At 61.5% G+C, this 18,103-nt stretch carries 21 protein-coding genes, 2 tRNA genes and 1 pseudogene; 15 read left to right on the forward strand and 9 right to left on the reverse strand.

From position 1 onward, the window contains the following. Nucleotides 1-173 precede the first annotated feature (173 nt). From AC5JJ1_RS07075 to AC5JJ1_RS07110, 8 genes are all read left to right on the forward strand, one after another. On the forward strand, nt 174-2,339 hold the full coding sequence (locus tag AC5JJ1_RS07075; protein WP_495784409.1) for a phage/plasmid primase, P4 family: 2,166 nt from the start codon (nt 174-176) through the stop codon (nt 2,337-2,339). 359 nt (nt 2,340-2,698) lie between these two features. Then, nucleotides 2,699-3,094, forward strand: a complete 396-nt coding sequence (locus AC5JJ1_RS07080) for a hypothetical protein (RefSeq protein WP_495784410.1) — start codon at nt 2,699-2,701, stop codon at nt 3,092-3,094. Then, a complete protein-coding gene (locus AC5JJ1_RS07085) occupies nt 3,078-3,353 on the forward strand; it encodes a hypothetical protein (RefSeq protein ID WP_495784411.1) in 276 nt (91 codons plus the stop codon). Before AC5JJ1_RS07080 ends, AC5JJ1_RS07085 begins: the two co-directional genes overlap by 17 nt. 226 nt (nt 3,354-3,579) lie before the next feature. Beyond that, nucleotides 3,580-3,825, forward strand: coding sequence for a hypothetical protein (locus AC5JJ1_RS07090; protein WP_495784412.1), 246 nt, complete (start codon nt 3,580-3,582; stop codon nt 3,823-3,825). A gap of 155 nt (nt 3,826-3,980) precedes the next feature. Beyond that, the gene (locus AC5JJ1_RS07095; protein ID WP_495784413.1) at nt 3,981-4,577 is read left to right on the forward strand and encodes a recombinase family protein; all 597 of its coding nucleotides are present in this window, start codon (nt 3,981-3,983) and stop codon (nt 4,575-4,577) included. Further along, entirely contained in the window at nt 4,574-6,052 is a 1,479-nt protein-coding gene (locus AC5JJ1_RS07100) for a hypothetical protein (RefSeq protein ID WP_495784414.1), read from the forward strand. The genes AC5JJ1_RS07095 and AC5JJ1_RS07100 overlap by 4 nt, the downstream gene beginning before the upstream one ends. Before the next feature lie 33 nt (nt 6,053-6,085). Continuing rightward, nucleotides 6,086-6,463 carry a hypothetical protein gene (locus tag AC5JJ1_RS07105; RefSeq protein ID WP_495784415.1) on the forward strand — a complete coding sequence of 126 codons (378 nt, stop codon included), beginning with the start codon at nt 6,086-6,088 and terminating at the stop codon, nt 6,461-6,463. A gap of 71 nt (nt 6,464-6,534) precedes the next feature. Continuing rightward, nucleotides 6,535-6,921: a hypothetical protein gene (locus tag AC5JJ1_RS07110; RefSeq protein WP_495784416.1), complete on the forward strand. Its 387-nt coding sequence runs from the start codon at nt 6,535-6,537 to the stop codon at nt 6,919-6,921. Between the two features lie 666 nt (nt 6,922-7,587). On the opposite strand, the gene AC5JJ1_RS07115 is transcribed toward AC5JJ1_RS07110, so the two are convergent. From AC5JJ1_RS07115 to AC5JJ1_RS07130, 4 genes are all read right to left on the reverse strand, one after another. After that, nucleotides 7,588-7,776 (reverse strand): hypothetical protein, encoded by a 189-nt coding sequence (locus AC5JJ1_RS07115; protein WP_495784417.1) that lies wholly within the window; start codon nt 7,774-7,776, stop codon nt 7,588-7,590. 411 nt (nt 7,777-8,187) lie between these two features. Next, nucleotides 8,188-8,421 carry a ribbon-helix-helix domain-containing protein gene (locus AC5JJ1_RS07120; protein ID WP_495784418.1) on the reverse strand — a complete coding sequence of 78 codons (234 nt, stop codon included), beginning with the start codon at nt 8,419-8,421 and terminating at the stop codon, nt 8,188-8,190. A 9-nt stretch (nt 8,422-8,430) separates the two neighbouring features. Further along, the gene (locus AC5JJ1_RS07125) at nt 8,431-8,817 is read right to left on the reverse strand and encodes a ParA family partition ATPase (RefSeq protein WP_495784419.1); all 387 of its coding nucleotides are present in this window, start codon (nt 8,815-8,817) and stop codon (nt 8,431-8,433) included. Then, nucleotides 8,723-9,055 (reverse strand): nucleotide-binding protein, encoded by a 333-nt coding sequence (locus AC5JJ1_RS07130; RefSeq protein WP_495784420.1) that lies wholly within the window; start codon nt 9,053-9,055, stop codon nt 8,723-8,725. Before AC5JJ1_RS07130 ends, AC5JJ1_RS07125 begins: the two co-directional genes overlap by 95 nt. Nucleotides 9,056-9,704: 649 nt before the next feature. Between AC5JJ1_RS07130 and AC5JJ1_RS07135 the strand changes: the two genes are divergently transcribed. Together AC5JJ1_RS07135 and AC5JJ1_RS07140 are read left to right on the forward strand one after the other, a co-directional pair. Next, nucleotides 9,705-9,980, forward strand: coding sequence for a hypothetical protein (locus tag AC5JJ1_RS07135; protein ID WP_495784421.1), 276 nt, complete (start codon nt 9,705-9,707; stop codon nt 9,978-9,980). Between the two features lie 436 nt (nt 9,981-10,416). Continuing rightward, nucleotides 10,417-10,491, forward strand: a tRNA-Val gene (locus tag AC5JJ1_RS07140). Nucleotides 10,492-10,515: 24 nt separating this feature from the next. Here AC5JJ1_RS07140 and AC5JJ1_RS07145 read toward each other — a convergent pair. The 3 genes from AC5JJ1_RS07145 to AC5JJ1_RS07155 form a co-directional block, all read right to left on the reverse strand. Continuing rightward, entirely contained in the window at nt 10,516-11,379 is an 864-nt protein-coding gene (locus AC5JJ1_RS07145; RefSeq protein ID WP_495784422.1) for an exopolysaccharide biosynthesis polyprenyl glycosylphosphotransferase, read from the reverse strand. Nucleotides 11,380-11,547: 168 nt separating this feature from the next. Next, on the reverse strand, nt 11,548-11,814 hold the full coding sequence (locus AC5JJ1_RS07150; RefSeq protein ID WP_495784423.1) for a hypothetical protein: 267 nt from the start codon (nt 11,812-11,814) through the stop codon (nt 11,548-11,550). Between the two features lie 335 nt (nt 11,815-12,149). After that, the gene (locus AC5JJ1_RS07155; RefSeq protein WP_495784424.1) at nt 12,150-12,284 is read right to left on the reverse strand and encodes a hypothetical protein; all 135 of its coding nucleotides are present in this window, start codon (nt 12,282-12,284) and stop codon (nt 12,150-12,152) included. Nucleotides 12,285-12,444: 160 nt separating this feature from the next. On the opposite strand from AC5JJ1_RS07155, the gene AC5JJ1_RS07160 reads away from it, so the two are divergent. Then, nucleotides 12,445-12,906: a hypothetical protein gene (locus AC5JJ1_RS07160; protein WP_495784425.1), complete on the forward strand. Its 462-nt coding sequence runs from the start codon at nt 12,445-12,447 to the stop codon at nt 12,904-12,906. A 447-nt stretch (nt 12,907-13,353) separates the two neighbouring features. Here AC5JJ1_RS07160 and AC5JJ1_RS07165 read toward each other — a convergent pair whose 3' ends face one another. Then, the gene (locus tag AC5JJ1_RS07165) at nt 13,354-13,824 is read right to left on the reverse strand and encodes a hypothetical protein (RefSeq protein ID WP_495784426.1); all 471 of its coding nucleotides are present in this window, start codon (nt 13,822-13,824) and stop codon (nt 13,354-13,356) included. A gap of 1,310 nt (nt 13,825-15,134) precedes the next feature. Between AC5JJ1_RS07165 and AC5JJ1_RS07170 the strand changes: the two genes are divergently transcribed. After that, the gene (locus tag AC5JJ1_RS07170; protein WP_495784427.1) at nt 15,135-15,629 is read left to right on the forward strand and encodes a helix-turn-helix domain-containing protein; all 495 of its coding nucleotides are present in this window, start codon (nt 15,135-15,137) and stop codon (nt 15,627-15,629) included. Between the two features lie 260 nt (nt 15,630-15,889). Next, nucleotides 15,890-16,312, forward strand: a pseudogene (locus AC5JJ1_RS07175) (tyrosine-type recombinase/integrase); the annotation flags it as partial. 164 nt (nt 16,313-16,476) lie between these two features. On the opposite strand, the gene AC5JJ1_RS07180 reads toward AC5JJ1_RS07175, so the two are convergent. Continuing rightward, nucleotides 16,477-16,551 (reverse strand) — tRNA-Gly (locus tag AC5JJ1_RS07180). 120 nt (nt 16,552-16,671) lie between these two features. On the opposite strand from AC5JJ1_RS07180, the gene AC5JJ1_RS07185 reads away from it, so the two are divergent. Both AC5JJ1_RS07185 and AC5JJ1_RS07190 read left to right on the forward strand, forming a co-directional pair. After that, nucleotides 16,672-17,412 (forward strand): CoA transferase subunit A, encoded by a 741-nt coding sequence (locus tag AC5JJ1_RS07185; RefSeq protein ID WP_495784428.1) that lies wholly within the window; start codon nt 16,672-16,674, stop codon nt 17,410-17,412. Further along, nucleotides 17,409-18,059, forward strand: a complete 651-nt coding sequence (locus AC5JJ1_RS07190) for a 3-oxoacid CoA-transferase subunit B (protein ID WP_495784429.1) — start codon at nt 17,409-17,411, stop codon at nt 18,057-18,059. The genes AC5JJ1_RS07185 and AC5JJ1_RS07190 overlap by 4 nt, the downstream gene beginning before the upstream one ends. The last annotated feature ends 44 nt before the right edge of the window (nt 18,060-18,103 follow it).

The raw sequence follows: 18,103 nt of genomic DNA on the forward strand, positions 1-18,103 counted from the left end.
TCGTCCGGCAGCGCTGCCAGCTCGCCTGACCGCCACAGGTTTTGCCCCTCTTACGGCACAAGTACGCAGAACTAGGCACGCGGACTCAAGGACACCGCATCAAATGCGTGCTAGTTGCGTTCTATACCATATCGCTCCCGCGGGCCAGACCGATGCCTGACGGTAGCCTCACGATGCCGACCCTGTCGGCGCTCTCGTCCCTGCCCCGCTGGGTGGCGTGGCAGACAGAGGATCGTGGTGGCAAACTCACCAAGGTTCCTTATTCACCGCAGGGGCAGAGAGCCAAAGCGGATGATCCCGACACTTGGGGCACCCGCACTCAGGCGGAAGCGAGGGCTGCTCGCCTCCCCTGCCCCTTCGGCGGTGGCGGCGTGGGCATTGAGCTGGGGGACCACCTCGGCCTAGCGCTGGGAGGCATCGATCTCGATACCTGCCGAGATACCGCGTCGGGGCGTCTGGACGCTTGGGCGGCCGAGGTGGTGGCGCGGTTCGGCTCCTATACCGAGGTGTCACCCTCTGGGACGGGCGTGAAGGTCTTCTTCGCCTTCGATGGCGCCATGTTGGTAGCGCTGCGGCAGGCGATGGGGACCGACCATGGAAGGCAGTTCAAGCGGCATGGCGGTGGCGACCATCCGCCTGCAATCGAGCTTTATGTCGGCAGTCGCTACTTTGCTGTGACAGACCAGCGGCTCGAGGGCACGCCGGCTGAACTGCAACGGGTTAGCATCGACACGCTGCTTTGGCTGATCCAAGAGGCAGGTCCTGCCTTCTCCGGCGCCGAGTGGAAACCCAAGGCTGGCACCAAGTGGGCGTCTGGTGATGGTAGCCGAAGCGCCCAGGCATTCAAGATTGCCTGCGATGTGAAGCGAGGCGGGGGCGACCTCAATGCCTTTGTCGCGGCACTGAAGGCGGATCCGCGGGCCGCTGAGTGGCTAGTCGAGAAGGGCCAAGCCTCCGGCGGGCGCGAGCTGCGGAGGACATGGAACCGCGCTGGCGCTGATGACGATGCCGACGACATCGAACTGACCGAGGACGGCGTGGCGCTAGCCTTCGCCGATCGGCACCGCGACTACCTGCGCTACTGCCATGACACCGGAGGCTGGCATACCTGGACCGGCACCCATTGGAAGCTGAACCGGGACGGGATTGCCTTCACCTGGGCGCGGGAGCTGGTACGCAGCATGAACCGCAAGACCGAGCTCAAAATCAGAGCCATAACCGGCAAGGCGGCTTTTGCCGGCGCGGTTGAGCGGTTCGCCCAGCGGGATCGTGCCTTCGCGGTGACGGCCGAGACGTGGGACCGTGATCCCTTCCTCCTCGGCACACCGGGTGGGACGGTGGATTTGAAGACGGGCGAGTTGCAGCCGAGCAGGCGGGAGCATCACGTCACCAAAGTTACCGCCGTAGCGCCCGCGCCGTCTGGGACTACCTGCGACACCTGGCTTGCCTTCCTGGACCAAGCAACCGGCAAGGATGACGAGCTCATCCGCTTTCTCCAGCAGTGGGCCGGCTACTGCCTAACGGGCAGCACGCGGGAGCATGCCCTCCTGTTCATCTACGGACCGGGAGGTAACGGGAAATCCGTCTTCCTAAACACGGTGGCGGGCATCATCGGCGACTACTGCCGCACGGCGCCAATGGACACCTTCACCAGCTCGCCGGGGGACAAGCACCCGACGGACCTAGCCATGCTGCGTGGCGCGCGGCTGGTAACGGCGACGGAGACCGAGGAAGGGCGGGCCTGGGCAGAGGCGCGCATCAAGCAGATGACCGGCGGCGACCTGGTCACGGCCCGGTTCATGCGACAGGATTTCTTCACCTACCTGCCGCAGTTCAAATTGACCATCGCGGGCAACCACAAGCCGGCGCTGCGGAACGTGGATGAAGCAGCCCGGCGGCGCTTCAATATCGTCCCCTTCCTCTACAAGCCCGAGAGGCCCGACCACCGGCTCGAGGAGAAGCTCAAGGCAGAATGGCCCGCCATCCTGCTTTGGATGATTGAGGGCTGCGTCGACTGGCAGCGGCATGGCTTGGTGCGGCCCAGCATCGTGGCCGAAACCACCAGCGAGTATTTCGAGGCCCAGGACACCATCGGCCGGTGGCTGGCGGAGCGATGCACCCTGGATGCCCATATGACCAGCAAGCCTGGCGCCCTGATGGCGGATTGCCGAGCTTGGGCCGCTGGAAACGGCGAGGCAGTCCCGTCGCCGACCCAGTTCCGAGGCGCCATGGAGAAGGTTCGGGGCGTCAAATACACGAAGTACGCCGGCACCCCGATCGTCCGCGGGGTTGGCCTGCGCCCACCCGTTGGGGACGTTGGGGAGGGTTGGGGACGGTAATTCAGGTTAATCGCCCACGTGCGCGCGCGCGTGTAGAGAGGGATAGGGAAATGGCTTCCCCATTCCTCCCCAAGGTCGCCCTCGCCGGGACCGCCTACCCTGGTGGTGCTGCCGCCACCATCCGCGCGGGCTCGCCTCGCCAGTCTGGGCGACCGTCTGGAGGCAGCCCGTCCGCCGCCGCAGGAAGCGGCATGGAGGCTTCGGGCGATCAGGGACAAAGCACCGCCCTGGCTTAGGGCGGCGAGGTAGGGGCCGGATAGGGCGGGAATCCCTACCAAAAACGGCCATTAACCCCACCCAGAAATCTAGCAAACTAATGCTTGAAGGGCCTTTGAATACCGCGCATGTATAAAGGTATAATGAAGCCCTTAGGCCCGCATTCCCGCCGCAACGTAATCGACAGGCTCGACAAGCGGACGCACACGGGTCGCTTCCTTAAAAAGAAAAAAGCTGAATTTACTCAGCTTGTCGGCGGAAATCCTACTTTCATCCAAAATGAATTAATCGAACGCGCCGCAAACCTCGCACTCCTGCTCAAATTAGCAGATGCAAAAGTCGCTGACGGCGTGGAAATGTCTGAAATTACCGCGCGAACCTATCAAGGTTGGTGCGGGGCGTATGCGAAGATGCTTCTTCGATTGAATATTACTCCACCCGACGCGCCGGGACCGGATGCGCCCGAAAAACTCCAGCAATACATTTCCATGAAAACCGAAATTGAAGCGGAAACTCTCGAAAATGGAACGCCGTCCTAGCGCCGAAGACCAAAGAATAAACAAGGCTCTACTGACAACTTGCAAAGGTAAATTTCACAACTTTAAGCAAGTCGCAGAGCATGTCAGCGGATATGGTGCGAAATGCACCTTTTGTGGCGGTATTATTAGCTCGACCGCCGCGCATTGGTACTATCGCGGCATTGGCAGCGGCCTTCAAATGGCCCTCCGAGTAACAAAGGACATCGAGGAAGATATTTACTACATGCGTCATGTCGGGCGGCAGGATGACGCGCCATGATGAGCCACGACCCTGTCGAGCAGGCCGATAACTTCGCCCTACTCGATACCTGCCCGCGTCCGGTCCATCATTTCGTTCCGATCTTCAAGCGTGGCGAGACGCGGCCGGTCAGTGGCCGATGCGCCTGGTGCAGCGGAACCGTCTCACGCAGTAGCGCCGCATGGTATCGGCGCGGCCTGCGGGCTGGCGCACGCGACCCTGAAGCGGCCTTGGAAGCCCTGCCGCCATGGATGCGGTCCCTATGAACGGCTTCCGGGTCGTCGGCGTCAGCATGGGCGAGGACCGCGCCGTCGTCGCCGTCGAGGTGGATGGCGAGGACTGCACCATCTGCGTGACGCTGGCAGGCGTCATGATCCCCGAGGGCCTGGCTGCCCATCCTGAGCGGTCGCTGATTGCAGCCGAGGCGCGGGAGGTGTCGGCCGCCGCGTGGTGGGTCCGTGCCGGGTGCTGCGACGGCATGACGGCGCATTGATGCCCCCGCTCGATCCCGCCGATTGTCCTACTAGGGCAAGCCCTGACGGGACACCCGCAACCCCTGCCGAAAGTGTCCTATATAAGTTGTCTTTGACTAATCGGACGGATGATCCTACAGTGTCTAGACTTCAATCGGACACAGGACGCCTTCCGATGCAAATTGGATACGCTCGCACCTCTACCGTGGAACAGGCCGCCGGGATCGAGGCGCAGCAGCGCGACCTCAAGGCCGCCGGATGCGAAAAGGTCTTTGCGGAGCGGGTGAGCAGCGTTGCCACCCGTGCGCAGCTTGAAGCCTGCATCGAGTTTGCCCGCGAGGGTGACGTGCTGGTGGTGACGAAGCCTGACCGGTTGGCGCGCAGCGTGGCCGATCTGCTCGCCATCGTCGCTCGCCTGGAAGCAAAGGGCATTGCGCTGCTGGTGCTGTCCATGGGCGGCCAGCCGGTGGACACCCGCACAGCCACCGGCAAGTTGACGCTGACGATGCTGGGCGCTGTGGCCGAGTTTGAGCGGACCCTGATGCTGGAGCGGCAGCGTGAGGGGATCGCTAAGGCCAAGGATGACGGGAAGTATAAAGGCCGGGTGCCGACTGTGGCGCGGCAGGCTGAGGACATGCGCCGCCTGCTGGCCGAAGGCGTGAAGCCTGCCGAGATCGCCCGCCGGATGGGTGTGGCCCGCAGCAGCGTTTACCGGGTGCTGTTCCCCAATGGTGCGCCCGCCGTCGCCGCTACGGAGGCAGCCACCACATGAGCACTACCGCCACCAAGCCCAAGCCCGCCGCTACCAAGCCCGGCCTGGACATCATCCAGTGCTTAAACGATCCCAACCTCTTCGCGCCACACTTCAAAGGCGAGAGTTGGGACGCATGGCGCGTCTATCTCAAAGCATTGTTCGCATTGCCGATGAACGATGCGGAGCTTGCAGTATATCAAAAACATACCGGCCGAGTAACCGTGCCAACTGTTCCATTCAAAGAATCCGCTTTGGTTTGCGGGCGCAGAGCAGGAAAATCACGCATTCTCTCGCTGATTGCTGTATTTTTGGCCTGCTTTCGTGATTACAAACCATTTCTTGCAGCCGGCGAGTTAGCAACCATTGGCGTTATTTGCAGCGATAGGAAGCAAGCGCGCACAATCATGCGCTATATATCCGGCGCATTGAATAATATTCCGTTGCTCAAGCCTTTAATTGCCGAGGAACTGTCAGAGTCTATTACGTTATCTAATATCGTAATTATTGAAGTCGGCACCGCTAGTTTTCGTGCCACGCGTGGGTATTCGTATGGTGCCGTCCTCGCCGATGAGGTGAGCTTCTGGCGCGATGACGGCGCGGCCAACCCGGCCGCTGAGATTGTCGCCGCGATCCGGCCAGGACTAAGCAGCATTCCGGGTTCAATGCTCATCATGGCGTCGAGCCCGTATGCAAAAAGCGGGCTGTTATACGAAACATACAAGCGAAACTATGCGCGTGACGATGCCCGCACGCTTGTTTTCAAAGGTAGCAGCCTAGAATTCAATCCCTCGCTTGATTCCGATATTGTCAAAGAAGCATATGAAGACGATGCAGCAGCCGCCTCCGCTGAGTATGGCGGCGAATTCCGTAGCGATATTGCGAGCTTTGTTGACTGCTCTGTAATCGAGGCCGCGACAATGCCAGGACGGCGCGAGTTGCCGCGCATCATGTCGCAGCGGTATCATTGCTTTGTCGATCCTTCGGGGGGTTCGAGCGACTCCTATACATGCTGCATTAGTCATTCTGAGAAACACGGCACGGGGCCAGATGCAATTTCGCGTGCCGTGATCGATCTTATCAGGGAATACAAACCCCCTTTTTCACCAGAAGCAGTGACGAACGAAATTGCAGAACTCGTAAAGCAATACGGTGTAAATAAGGTGTTAGGCGACAGATATGCTGGAGAATTTCCACGCGAGCTATTTAAGAAGAAAAGCATTGAATATGTGCTCAGCGACAGGCCAGCCAGTGATATTTTCCGTGATACGCTGCCGTTGCTGAACTCAGGGCGCGTCGAGCTTCTGGACAGTCCTGTTTTATGCAAGCAATTGATTGCCTTGGAACGACGCACCGCCAGAAGCGGAAAAGATAGTATCAGCCATCCACAGGGTGGGCACGATGACGTCGCTGTCGCCTGCTGTGGTGCGGCACTTCTTTGCACAACGGGCGCGGCTTCTGATACCATGGCGCGGTTTATAGCCCTGGCCTCCTGATTTTCAGTCTGTATTTTAAGTAGAGGTTTCCAAATGTCTTATCGAACCGATGAAATCAGCAGGACCAACCTCGAAAGCGAGGCCGAAGCCCTGGCTCGCCTACGCGCCGAGCAAGCCGCGCGCCGCGTGCTGGACCGCGAGGCCGCTGCCCGCGATGCAAACGAGCGTTGGGCGGCGCGCGAGGCTCCGAAGGCCCGCCCTGCTGGTGCTGTAGGCGTCCAGCAGGCCGCGCAACAGGCCATGGTCCGCCGCACCAGCCCAGGCTGGACCCTGGAGCCGCAGCCCGACGTCGCCCGCGCATCTGCGGCATGGCGCATGGACGCGGCGCGTGCCGCGTCTGGCATCCGCAGTGCGGCTGAGGCTCGCCAAGCCATGCAGCAGCGCATCGTCCGCGTCGGCCGGGGGCGTTGACCATGGCGCATGATCCCTTTGCCGCCTTCGGCCCTGGTCGCGTCGGCGGCTATGACGGGCTCCCGCCCGAGATGCAGGCGCGGGAGGCACGCCGCACCCGCTCTGCCATCAGCGACTTGCTAAGTCGGCCGCGTGCTGAATTCCCGAGTGTGGAAGTCAGATATGCGGGTCGCGTCGTGCCGCCGCATGTGCTGGACAATGCATTTGTCAGCGCCAGGCTCGCTCATCGTCAAGCTGGGCGACCTCTGCACTTCGACTGGCTTGGATGGATCGCGGCGGCCATGCCGGCGGCGCTGGAGGCTGAGGCTGTGCGGAAGCAGCGCATGGAGCCGCTGTCGATCTTTGATAGCAACGGCAGCCGGCGGGCTGGCGAGGCGGCAAGGCGCGATGTGCCGCGCGAGCTGGTCGCGCCCTTGGTTCTCGACACCGTGGAGGCGCTGGCCGATGCCGAAGGGTAAGCCCGTGCCGGGTGCCACGCCCGAGCCCAAGAAGCCCGTCGAGGTACAGCCTCCGCCGCCGCTGCTGGTTAGCGTGCCGCCGCCCGCACCACTCCCGCCATCGCGCCTGGTGGGGAGCTCACGCCACTGGGCTACCATTGGAAAGCGTTATCCGGCACCTCTGAGTTAGGCCCCCGTTGGCGCCTCTGTGGCGTAGGCGGGGGCTGCTCCCTAACGTTTTGAAGGAAATAGGAATTTGTCCACGCGTCCATTTGGCTGCCGTCAGATTGGCGCCAGCGCACGCGGAGGCGCATAAAAGGGGGCTCGTCACGCTTTTCCATGACGAACACCCGTGTTGGCCGTAGTAGGCGAATGCAGCCTTCATCTTCGGCGGCCATTTGATATTGGCCCTGCATGGCGAGCATTAGGGCATCGTCCAGATGCCGGATGGTCAAACAAAGAGGGGCACGAGTTCGAATCTCAAGCGGCCGTTCAAGGTCTACATCTGGGGTATCTTGAGCTAATGCCGCCTCGGCCGCTAAGACACCAGTAGTGGCCAAACCGGCGCGCAAGAAGGCTAGTCGGAACCCTGTCATTACGCCGTTTTTCTTCCTCATTCCTATCCGGCTAGCGCCGCGTGCTCCCTTATAGCCTTGCGAGCAGTAGGGGCGCAGAGGGAACGGTCGATCATCGCTCCATCCGCATTCTCTGTGCCATCTGCTTTTGCTGCTGTTCCGGCCGAAGGGATGGCGTTGGCGAGGAGGTTGGCGCCCTCGCCGCCTGGGCCAGTCGCATCTCCCATTCCGCCGCGCGATCCGGCTTCCCCTGCCTGGCGTCATAGGCGGTGAAGGTGGCGACCGCCTCGGCCAGCGGCATCCCGTCGCGCACCTTCTGCCCATAGACCTCCACCAGCCGCGTTCTGGACCGCGAGCAAGCCCGCCGCCCGCGCCCCTGCCGGTGCATCACCTGCAATGAAGCTGGAGCTCTGGCCACATAAGCCAGCCGCTTAACGGCCCTTCTGGAGGTTGCCAGCTCTGCGCGCATAGCGAATGCGCTTGCGGGCGGTTTTCCGGCTTCGCTTGGGTCTGAGACGCACGGCAAAATCCTCTTGGTTCACCAGGAGTGAACAGCGCGGCGCCGCCAAGGTTAGCGCGCCATGCGCATCGTCCGTGTTGGCGCGCGGTTCTGGCTTCTCGAAAGGTGCTGCCTCATGGCTGGCTCCAAGCCCTTCGCCGCCTGGGCCAGCCGCAGTCCTGCGTTTGCAAGCATGACAGCAAGTAAGCTTGCTTAGAAACCCTTGGCTTTCAGGAACTCGGCCAGCGCCTCGGCTATGACGCCTTGCTTGTCGCGCTTGGCCTCAAAAGCGTAACGCCGCAGCCGCTCTTGGACCGATAGCGGAAGCCTAGTGCTGACCGTCGTCAGAACATCGGCGGGCGGCGCTTGTTCGGTCGGCTGGGTAGCTGGGGTCGCTTCACCCTTGCGAGGAATGGCGAAGCCGGTGAGATCAGGTGTCTTTGCCATAGGTTTTGCTTACTTGCTTGCTTGCTTGCTGAGACGGGCGGAGACGTAGCCCCAAAGGTCGGCAATCTCCTGGGCCTGCGGGCTTTCCGGGTCCACCTCTTGCACGGTGAGCCCGCCGGCTGCCGAGCTGGGAAAGGCGACGCTATGATGCACGATCGAGGGCGCCACTGTGCCGTGCTGGCTCAAGACGATGGCCGCTTGGCCGGTAAGCCGCGCCTTGCGCGTGGCTTGATTGACGAGAAACAGCATCGGCTTTCCAGCGGCTTCGATCAGGTCAATCGTCGGCCCGACCGCATCGAGGTCATCGGGACTTGGGCGAGCCGGGACAATGACCAGATCTGCCAGCCTCACCACGGCGCCGATCGTATCCGTCACAGCCGGTAGCGTGTCGATCACACAGAGCCGGAACCCTGCGCCCCGTGCCTTCTCGACTGTTTCTTGCAAGCTTGCAAGCAATAAATACCGGTGTCTCGGCTGCCCGGCGGTTCCACCAGCGGGCCAAGCCGCCCTGCGGGTCCACGTCGATCAGCGCGACTGGCCCTTCGCCCTGGCGCTCTGCCTCAACGGCGATATGCCGTGCAGTTGTCGTTTTGCCAGCGCCTCCCTTTTGGCTGGCAAGCACGATGACTTGCATCCTCGCCTCCTTGCATGAAAGCAAGCTTGCAAGCAAGTATTTGCGACGTCAATCTCTACTTCCGAAGGATGAGCGATGAAGATGCGTAAGAGCCCGACCCACACGCGCGGGCTTGGGCGGACCACGGGAGGCGGCATGGCTTGAACGGGGAGCTGTTGCCGTCACCGCCGGAGGCGCCGCAGCTTGTCGAGACCGCTGCGACTGGCAGGCTTGGCAGTCCCTCCTACTCCTACCGCGACGCGACTATCAACTGCTAGAAGAACGGCCCTGGTAGAAGAAACCGATTAGGTGAACGAAGCTAGATATCTAAAGCTAGATGTCTGTAACCAGAATGATTACTGAAATCACATATGTATTCTGTATGAAGAGAGTTGCTGTTTACGGCAGTTTCTCCTGAACAGGAGGAATTCCCGTGGTGAAAACCGCCGAAGGACTCGAAGGCCGTGTGCCCCTCCTAGAGAACAAAGGCAAGGTGGTCGCGTCTGCCCCAGCTGCCACCCTGCTCTTGAATGCCGCCACCCAGAAGATGCTTACGGCGCAGTACTGGAGACCCGGAAAGGTAATCTTATCGCCTAGGCGGTGGTGGTGGGAGCGCTGGCTGAAGCCCGCTAGGTTTCTCTCCGCCGTTCTGCCTGCATTATGCTGAGGCATGGCCTTATTCCCTGATCCCCCTCCGCTCGCAGTCCGCTCAGAACCAGAGCAGACTGCCGCCGAAGGCAAGCTCGGCGGTCCTTCATTCACCTACCGAGGCGCCGTGATCGACTGCCAGAAGGGTGGCCACGTCTGCACGCTGCGGATGCCCGATCACCCGCTCGACGGCATTGGCTTCGGCGTGGTGGGGACTATCCCGCCACTGGTGGACTTGTGGGTGGAGGAGCAACGCCTGCCCAAGTACATGCGGGCGGTGCCGAAGGCGAAGCGATGAGCCCTGTTGGGCGCCTAGTTCGTATCGCCGACCGGCTGGCTGTGATCAAAACTGGCAGCGCTATCGGGGATGAGACCCTTCACCAGGCGATTGGTCGATCCGGCCCGGCGCCGCCTTATACAACCGACGAGGCAGCGGCGCGGACACTACTGCCGCCCGGTTTTGAGTGGATCACCACCACCTATGCGGCTGGCCGGGTCTATGCGCCGTGCCGCCGCTCCGGCCGCGACGCTGATACGCTGCCCCATCCGCACCATGGGCAATGGGGGCGGACCCTGCCGCTATCCATGTGCGGGGCAGCGATGCGGGCCTGGGCGATGCTGGCGAAGGGAGGAGACTAGCCGTTCGCCAGACGTAGCACGGTGTCCCCGTGGCAGGGCAACGGCGCTCGTTCACTCTCGACGGCGGCGGCTCCTGCCGTATGCTGTTGGGGCCTGGGCAGGTGGCGCAGCGGTAGCGCAGTGGCTTTACATGCCATTGGTCGGAAGTTCGAATCTTCCCCTGCCCACCAAACTGGTCACCCAGCCCCAGCCCCTTACCGTGCGCCTTCCTGGAAGAGGACGACGCGGATGGTGATGAGGAGGATGCGGAGGTCGAGGCGCAGGCCGCGGTTTTGGATGTAGTAGAGGTCGTAGGTGAGTTTGTGTCGGGCGTCCTCGACGGAGGCGCCGTAGGGGTAGTTGATCTGGGCCCAGCCGGTGATGCCGGGGCGGACGCAGGCGCGGTCTTTGTAGTGGGGGATCTGCTGCTCGAGTTGCTCGACGAAGGCGGGTCGCTCGGGTCTGGGTCCGACCATGGCCATGTCGCCGCGGAGCACGTTGAGGACCTGCGGGATTTCGTCGATGCGGCTGAGCCGGAGCAGGCGGCCGACGCGGGTGACGCGGGGGTCTCGCTTGCTGGCCCATTGGGGTGTACCGGAGGCTTCGGCATCGACCCGCATGGAGCGGAACTTGTAGACGGTGAAGCGCCGGCCGCCGAGGCCGACGCGCTCCTGGCCGTAGAAGATGGGGCCGCGGCTGTCGAGCTTGATGGCGATGGCCACCAGCAGCAGCAGGGGCAGGGTGGCCAGCAGCAGGGCCACAACACAGGCCAGATCCAAGCCGCGGTGAGCGACGGCTCTGAACTTGCCTTCGCAACTGGCGCGGGCGGTTGCCAACCAGCCGTCCTCGAGCTGGTTCAGATCAAGGTAGATCCGCTCCGACATGCCACGCTCCACACATTCTATGCTGGCGCAGCGTCGCATCGGCAACGCTAGCAATAGGCTTTTAGCCTCATTACTCCGCGGGAGTCTTACATAATTGTAATATTTTGCAATAAAACGCTTGTGATAGAAACTACTCGCCGCTTTGGTGCGCGTTGCATGATGTACTCGCCAAATGCGGGCATGGAACACAATCATTGGTTTAAAAACAATCCTTGGGAGCTTCTATTGCGTTCGCCACGATCTTCGAAACGACGGATTGACCGTGGTACGCGGCGCCTCATCGAGGGGCTTATTGTTAGCGTCTCGTTTTCGGTAGTTCTATGGACACCTATTATCTACTTCATGGTTCAATGTTAGACGGTCTCACGCATCAGGCGTCACATCCGGCACCAGCAGCCCCAGCCGCATCGCCGCCGCCTCAAGCAGCGCGACGTCACTAGCCCGCCATTGTTTGCTCGTCATCAGCTTGGTCGCTTCGGCCGTCGGCATTCCAATCGCCGCGCCGATCGCGGCCTGGGTGATGATGCCGCGGTCATGCAGCGCTTGGCCGACCAACATCCGCAGCCGGATAGTCTGCAACCGATCAGCATCACGCTCACGGCGCTCGGCGGATGAGATTTTCGGCTTCATGGGCAAGTCGGAGCTGAGGTCATGCACGGAAGCTGGGTGCCAGAGCGCCCAGCTTCCGTGCATTATCGGAGGACGCGGAGAGGGCAATCAGAACTGCCGTCGGGGGTTGGCAAAGCCCTCTCCGCTGACGCGATTATGGCTGATAGTGATCAACCAAATACAGTCACACAAGCGAGAGCGGTAACGGCAGGCAAGGCAGACCAAAAGTTATCTCAACTAAAAGTTTATCGGCGGCAGCGTCTCTGGTACGAGCCTGCTGCCACGAACGGTCACCACACGCGGCCCAGCGCCATCAGCAGCACCGGCCGCGTCGAACAAGTCGAGCTGGCTTAACATTACCCGGCGCGAGGAATGGCGAGCAGAGCGTTGACCAGGGCGCGCAGCTGGGCCTGATCGAAGTGCTGCGCCGCAAACTGCGACAGGACCTGGAGCCGGTCGAGGGTGGCGCTGAGATCCAGGATTTCGTTCATCTCGAAGCCGCTGCCACGTAGGGTGTTTTAAACCTACCATTATCCACTAATAGCGTTTATCAGCACTTGGTTCCGGTCATAAAAATGAGCTACCCAAAAGCTAAGGACCTGACAAGGCTTCGCCACCCTGTCACTATGCTCTTCTAAAGTAGGAGAGCATGTGAGCGCGATGGGAACGGTTTTTATACATGCAGGCGACTTTATGGAAAGTCGGAAGCATCGATTTACCAAGAGGGGATTTGAATATGAACAGCCACCCAAACTCACCGGTATTGTAGGCGGGCTCGCCAAACTGATCGGCCTATATGGATATCTATGGAGTCAAGAGGTAATCCAGAGGGATCAGATCGAGCAGCTAGAGCAAGTCACTGAAGATAATAAAGTTAAAGTGCTGGGGGCACTAGGCTGGGGAGTTGCTGGGCTCGCAGTTTTCGGCCCTGCTGGCGCAGCAGCCGGAGCGATCCTTGGCGGCCGAGGCAAGAAAATAACTTTTATCTGCACATTTAAAAATGGCCGAAAGCTTTTTGGCTCAGCTGATATAAAAACTTGGGCTGATCTTCAGGCCGCTCGCTTCAGTGCCAGTCGTATTTCGGAACCCGGAGCCGAGCGCAGTCCTGTTTGAGCTGCTGAATGAACAATGCTCCAGGCATCTCCTCCTGGGGTTATCCTTCTGACGCCTTCCAGCTTGTGAAAAGCCTGTTCCCTTATCTCGAACTCTTGCCAATCCTTGCCCTTAATCCACCCTGGCTCACGCCCCGTCCAGTTCAGGTCGCGCCGGTTTGCCGGTTGCGATACTTCAGTCCGACCTCCTCACACTTACCCGGGCGTGGTTTGCGCCGAGATCGTGCGCGACCTGCGCCGTGAGGACGGGCAGTGACTCTGCCGGGCATTGCGCGGCAGACCCACGACGACAGGCAATCAGCGACGATCTAGTCCGGGCATATCGACGCCGTGGACGCAGCCGCGCTTAAGCGGGTGTAGCGGAAGAGCAGGGGTCGGACGGATGCCCTTTGGCTTCTGTCACCCTATCAACCGCCCTGAATTTCGGCCGATGCCAGCATGAGGGAGATCATCGCGGCAGCTCGGTAGCGGTTTTGCTTTTTTGAAACCCTGCGATGATCCAGCCCACTATTTTACCAGAACCGTAAATTAAAGCGGAAAAAGCCCAGAAAGAAACCGCTCCAATAGCCATAACCGTAAAGAAAGTTTTCCACCATTCAGCATCCTCGAGTTTGTCGTATTGTATTTTTGTAAAAGGAAGAATTATGTCTTTTTCATGATATCTTCTGTACGTAAATATGTGCCAACAACTTCCACCATTTTCTCTAAATGGCGGCTCTACAAGTTTATTGAGCGGATCATTGGTGTATGATGTACAAGACGGATTACTAAAGTCACTATTTATGCTCATGCGATAGCTAAAACTTGATGAGCGAGCTTCACCGGATATTTTCAGTGGGTAGATAACAATAAAAAAGACTGTGCCGAGAGCAGTCAGAACAAACCATATCCTCTGCCATCCATTCAGCTTGCTAAGCACCACAGCACCCCAACAAGAAATCGACCGATAGATATTGCGCTTCGAGCTGCTAGGCCAGAGAAAACGCTTACAGAACCGAAACACCAGGGACGACTGATGGACGACTTTTGAAAAGCACCTTGGACCTATTTCCTTGCACGCGACCATGACGTCACACCGAGCCTTGCCGTCGCATTCATCATCTTCGCCACCCCCTTCCCGATCAGGCGGTCGATGAGCGCGCCACGACGCGGAGTTTTAGTTGTCGGCGACCGCGCCCTCGCCTCCCAAAAACCCAGAACAGCGAGCAGAAAGGGAGAAAAAAGAGCTTCCATATGCTACGCGAGTCGCGTAGCATACATCCATGCCTATCCCGGTGTCTCTACAGCCGTTGATGCCTGCCGCTGGCTCAGAAGCAGCCGTGGAGGTCGTTCTTCGTCATCTTCGCCCTGCCGGTTTGTATCCGGCAGGAGGTCGGTTCGGCCGAGGGCCTGATGCTCAACCGCATCACCTCGTCAACTTCCTTGTGGCCTGCACGGCCCCGCAGCCAGGCGACGGACCAAGCCTAGTTGAGGCCATTAAGCGGTCTCTGTACATGACAAGCCCCGGCGCTGGCGCCGACCAAGGCCCTCGCCTCGGTCCAAGCACTCTCCATGACGTTCTGGTCCGCTGGATCGAGGACGGTGCTCGTTTGCAAGCCGAGCAACCAGCCGAATCCCGTGAGTGGCCCGAGACGGTGCGTTATGACCCAGAGCGGTCATTCCCAGATCATCTCAATTTTTACTTCTCTCCGTTCAAGGTTGAGCTCGTCTGGATCGGACGGAATGGGCACCCCGGACGCACAGATATCTACGCCCCGCCGCCTTCCGACCAGGAAGCGTCCTCGACACTCGCTCAGCGCTGGCAACGGAGCGCCATCATCCGCATGGCCACAATGCCATCCTTCTTAATCAACAAAGCGGCGAGTGTGTGGCTTGCAACGCTTCGCCGTCAGGACGCCAACCCTCAATCCAAGACAACAGTAAGAGGTAGCACGCTATGAATGCCCCCAAGCGTATCAAGCTTTCTCTTGTATCCCGCTGGATTTCGCAACGCACTGGCCGACCAGGGCCGAGCTATCGGCGGATCTGGACAGCAGCAGTCAATGGCGAAATCCCGGCTGAACTCGGACCGGATGGCCGCTGGTCTGTACGGGAAGAGGACGCTTCGGCGATCGACGCAGCGTTTGGCATTCCTGCAAAGGACGTCACGTCAGCCGTGGCGGCCTGAGATGAGTGGTGGCTAACACGCCGCACGAAGCGCCAGTCCTTTTTGTTTGAATGCCTGACCGCATGACTGATGCGTCCCGCCTGCCAGAGCTGCTGACGGAAGCCAATGCTGCCAAGTTGCTTGGCATCTCCCAAGCAACCTTGCAGCGTGAGCGCCGCAAGGGCCGCATCGGATACATGATGATCGCCGGTCGACCCCGCTACACTGACAAGCATCTCTCTGAGTACCTGCAAGCCAATGAGGTACCACCTTGCCGCGACGTGGTCCGCAACGCCCTGGAGAAATTGCCCGGTACTGGCTCAGCAAGCGGTCGGGCAGTGCCATGTGGTGCCGCACCTGGTTCGACGCCACTACCCGACAGACGCGTCGAGCATCGCTCGGGACTAGCGATATTGCAGCCGCAGAGCTCGCGCTCGCCGAGTGGATCACGCGCAACGTCCCGACCGACCGCGCGGACCCGCGCGATGTCACAGTCGCTAGAGTCTTCGTGCGCTACCAAGAGAGGCACGGTCAGCACCTCGCTGGAGCCGGCTCCCAACGCATCAGCCTCGCCCTGATGCTTAAGCACCTGCCGGATGGCATTGCGGTAAGTGAGCTGACGCTTGACGCTCAGCATCAAGCGGTGCGGGCGATGGAAGTGGTGGGCTACGGTGCCGGAACTATCAAGCGGGCAATCGGAGCTGCCAAGGCCGCGGTCAACTGGGCTTGGCATAACGGCGAGCTGGAGCGCCCAATTCCGTTCCTGAAGGTGGCCGAGGGGCCGGGTAGGGAACGGGTACTGTCCGTGAATGAGTTGGCTCGCCTGTGGTCGGAGGAGATGCCATCACATGTCCGAGTATTTCTCGCACTGCTGATTGGCACCGCCAGCCGGCCAGAGGCCGCATTGCAGTTAACGCGGTTTCAATGCGACTTGGAGCGCGGGACCATCAATCTGAACCCACCTGGGCGGGTGCAGACGAAGAAGCGCCGTCCGGTCCTACCGCTGGCCGATTGGCTACGCCCGTGGATTGAGGCGGCCGATGGGCACCTCGTGCAGTTCCGTGGACGGCCGGTGGCGAAGATCGCAGGCGCTTTCCAAACCTTACGCGATACAGCGGGCTTTGGCACGGACGTCACCGCCTATACCGTGCGCCATACGGTGGCGACCGAGCTGATGGCTCGTGGAGTGCCGGAACTAGAGATCGCGGCTTTGATGGGCCACCGGGTGCCCAATAGCCGGACAACTGGGAGATATCTGCATGTAGCGCCAGAACGGCTTGCCAGCGCCCGTAAGGCTCTGGACGAGCTCGCAAACGACATCGGCCGCCTGGCAGGGCGGCCGATGCTACCAACCAACATGCGTGCTAGTAGCGTACTAGTGGCTAGACGGGCAGATGGCAGTCTGTCCGCTAAGTCGCCGGAAACTGGAGCGGGCGAAGGGATTCGAACCCTCGACCCCAACCTTGGCAAGGTTGTGCTCTACCCCTGAGCTACGCCCGCGCCGCTCGGCGAGGCGCCCGTGTACCACAGTTTCCCGGCCACGCAACCCCTCTCTCGCCGGGGCTGGACGCCACCCCAGGCGCGCGTCACGCTTCCGGGCAAAGACGGGAGGAAGCAGGCATGGCCAGGCGCGGCAAGGTCTTCGGCAGCTTCGCCGAGGCCGTGGCGGACATCCCGGACGGCGCGACCATCGCCTTCGGCGGCTTCGCCGGGCCGGGCACGTCCTACAACCTGACGCGCGCCTTGCTGGAGCAGGGGGCGAAGCGCCTCACCTGCATCGCCAACACCACCGGCGGGGCGCACCAGCCGCGGATGCCGGATATCGGCATGCTGGTGGAGAACGGCCAGGTGGCGAAGGTGGTCTGCGCCTTCACCGCCGCCACCCGCCCGACCGACACGCTGCCCTTCACCCCCTATTACGAGCGCGGCGAGGTCGCGGCGGAGCTGGTGCCGCAGGGCACCCTGGCCGAGCGGCTGCGCGCGGCCGGTGCCGGCATCCCCGCCTTCTACACCCCGACCGCAGTGGGAACGGAGCTGGCCGAGGGGCGCGAGACGCGGCTGATCAACGGGCGGGAGTACCTGCTCGAATACGCCCTCCCCTGCGACTACGCGCTGATCCGCGCCTGGCGGGCCGATGCGGCGGGCAACCTGCAATTCCGCCTCTCCCAGCGGAATTTCGGGCCGCTAATGGCAATGGCCGCCCGCACCACCCTGGTCGAGGTGGAGGAGCCGATCCTGCCCGCCGGTGCCCTTGACCCGGACCAGGTCCACACGCCGGGCATCTTCGTCCATCGCCTGGTGCCGATCCCGCCGGCGCCCGAGGGGCTCTGGACCACCCGCCGGCAGGAGCGCGCGAAATGAGCGCCCCCTCGAACAAGGGATGGGACAGGCAGCAGATGGCCGACCGCCTGGCGCGGGAGTTCCAGGAGGGATGGATCGTCAATCTCGGCGTCGGCATCCCGACGCTCTGCTCCAACACCGACATCGGCGACCGTGACATCATCTACCACGCGGAGAACGGCGTCATCGGCTACGGCCCCGTGCTGCCGCCGGGCGAGGAGGACCTGCACCTCGTCAATGCCGGCGGTCAGAATGTCTCGCTGAGGCCGGGCGCGGCCATCATCCACCACGCCGACAGCTTCGCCATCATCCGCTCCGGCCGGATCGACGTAACGGTGATGGGCGCCTACGAGGTCGCGGCCAATGGCGACTTCGCTAACTGGAAGGTGGGCGGCGCCAGGGGCGGCGGCATCGGCGGCGCGATGGACCTTGCCGCCTGTGCCAAGCGGGTCTTCATCATCCTCGAGCATGCGACGCGGAAGGGCGAGCCGCGCCTGCTGCGCGCCTGCACCCTGCCGGTGACGGCGCGCGGCGTCGTCACCCTGGTCGCCACCAATCTAGGGCTCTTCGCGCCGACAGGCGAGGGCTTCGCGGTGCGCGAGCTGGCGCCGGGGGTAAGCTTCGAGGCTGCGCAGCGGGCGACCGGGGCGCCGCTGCTGCCGGGCTAGGCGTCCCGCTGCAATATTCCCGCCCGGTGGCGAAGCGTGCAGAC

It is taken from the genome of Belnapia sp., from assembly GCF_059504005.1.

What these genes read in the sequence shown, in the direction of transcription:
- AC5JJ1_RS07075 (WP_495784409.1), top strand. Translation starts at nt 174, where the DNA reads ATGCCGACCCTGTCGGCGCTCTCGTCCCTGCCCCGCTGGGTGGCGTGG.
- AC5JJ1_RS07080 (WP_495784410.1), top strand. Translation starts at nt 2,699, where the DNA reads ATGAAGCCCTTAGGCCCGCATTCCCGCCGCAACGTAATCGACAGGCTC.
- AC5JJ1_RS07085 (WP_495784411.1), top strand. Translation starts at nt 3,078, where the DNA reads ATGGAACGCCGTCCTAGCGCCGAAGACCAAAGAATAAACAAGGCTCTA.
- AC5JJ1_RS07090 (WP_495784412.1), top strand. Translation starts at nt 3,580, where the DNA reads ATGGATGCGGTCCCTATGAACGGCTTCCGGGTCGTCGGCGTCAGCATG.
- AC5JJ1_RS07095 (WP_495784413.1), top strand. Translation starts at nt 3,981, where the DNA reads ATGCAAATTGGATACGCTCGCACCTCTACCGTGGAACAGGCCGCCGGG.
- AC5JJ1_RS07100 (WP_495784414.1), top strand. Translation starts at nt 4,574, where the DNA reads ATGAGCACTACCGCCACCAAGCCCAAGCCCGCCGCTACCAAGCCCGGC.
- AC5JJ1_RS07105 (WP_495784415.1), top strand. Translation starts at nt 6,086, where the DNA reads ATGTCTTATCGAACCGATGAAATCAGCAGGACCAACCTCGAAAGCGAG.
- AC5JJ1_RS07110 (WP_495784416.1), top strand. Translation starts at nt 6,535, where the DNA reads ATGCAGGCGCGGGAGGCACGCCGCACCCGCTCTGCCATCAGCGACTTG.
- AC5JJ1_RS07115 (WP_495784417.1), bottom strand. Translation starts at nt 7,776, where the DNA reads ATGCCGCTGGCCGAGGCGGTCGCCACCTTCACCGCCTATGACGCCAGG.
- AC5JJ1_RS07120 (WP_495784418.1), bottom strand. Translation starts at nt 8,421, where the DNA reads ATGGCAAAGACACCTGATCTCACCGGCTTCGCCATTCCTCGCAAGGGT.
- AC5JJ1_RS07130 (WP_495784420.1), bottom strand. Translation starts at nt 9,055, where the DNA reads ATGCAAGTCATCGTGCTTGCCAGCCAAAAGGGAGGCGCTGGCAAAACG.
- AC5JJ1_RS07135 (WP_495784421.1), top strand. Translation starts at nt 9,705, where the DNA reads ATGGCCTTATTCCCTGATCCCCCTCCGCTCGCAGTCCGCTCAGAACCA.
- AC5JJ1_RS07145 (WP_495784422.1), bottom strand. Translation starts at nt 11,379, where the DNA reads ATGATTGTGTTCCATGCCCGCATTTGGCGAGTACATCATGCAACGCGC.
- AC5JJ1_RS07150 (WP_495784423.1), bottom strand. Translation starts at nt 11,814, where the DNA reads ATGAAGCCGAAAATCTCATCCGCCGAGCGCCGTGAGCGTGATGCTGAT.
- AC5JJ1_RS07155 (WP_495784424.1), bottom strand. Translation starts at nt 12,284, where the DNA reads ATGAACGAAATCCTGGATCTCAGCGCCACCCTCGACCGGCTCCAGGTC.
- AC5JJ1_RS07170 (WP_495784427.1), top strand. Translation starts at nt 15,135, where the DNA reads ATGACTGATGCGTCCCGCCTGCCAGAGCTGCTGACGGAAGCCAATGCT.
- AC5JJ1_RS07185 (WP_495784428.1), top strand. Translation starts at nt 16,672, where the DNA reads ATGGCCAGGCGCGGCAAGGTCTTCGGCAGCTTCGCCGAGGCCGTGGCG.
- AC5JJ1_RS07190 (WP_495784429.1), top strand. Translation starts at nt 17,409, where the DNA reads ATGAGCGCCCCCTCGAACAAGGGATGGGACAGGCAGCAGATGGCCGAC.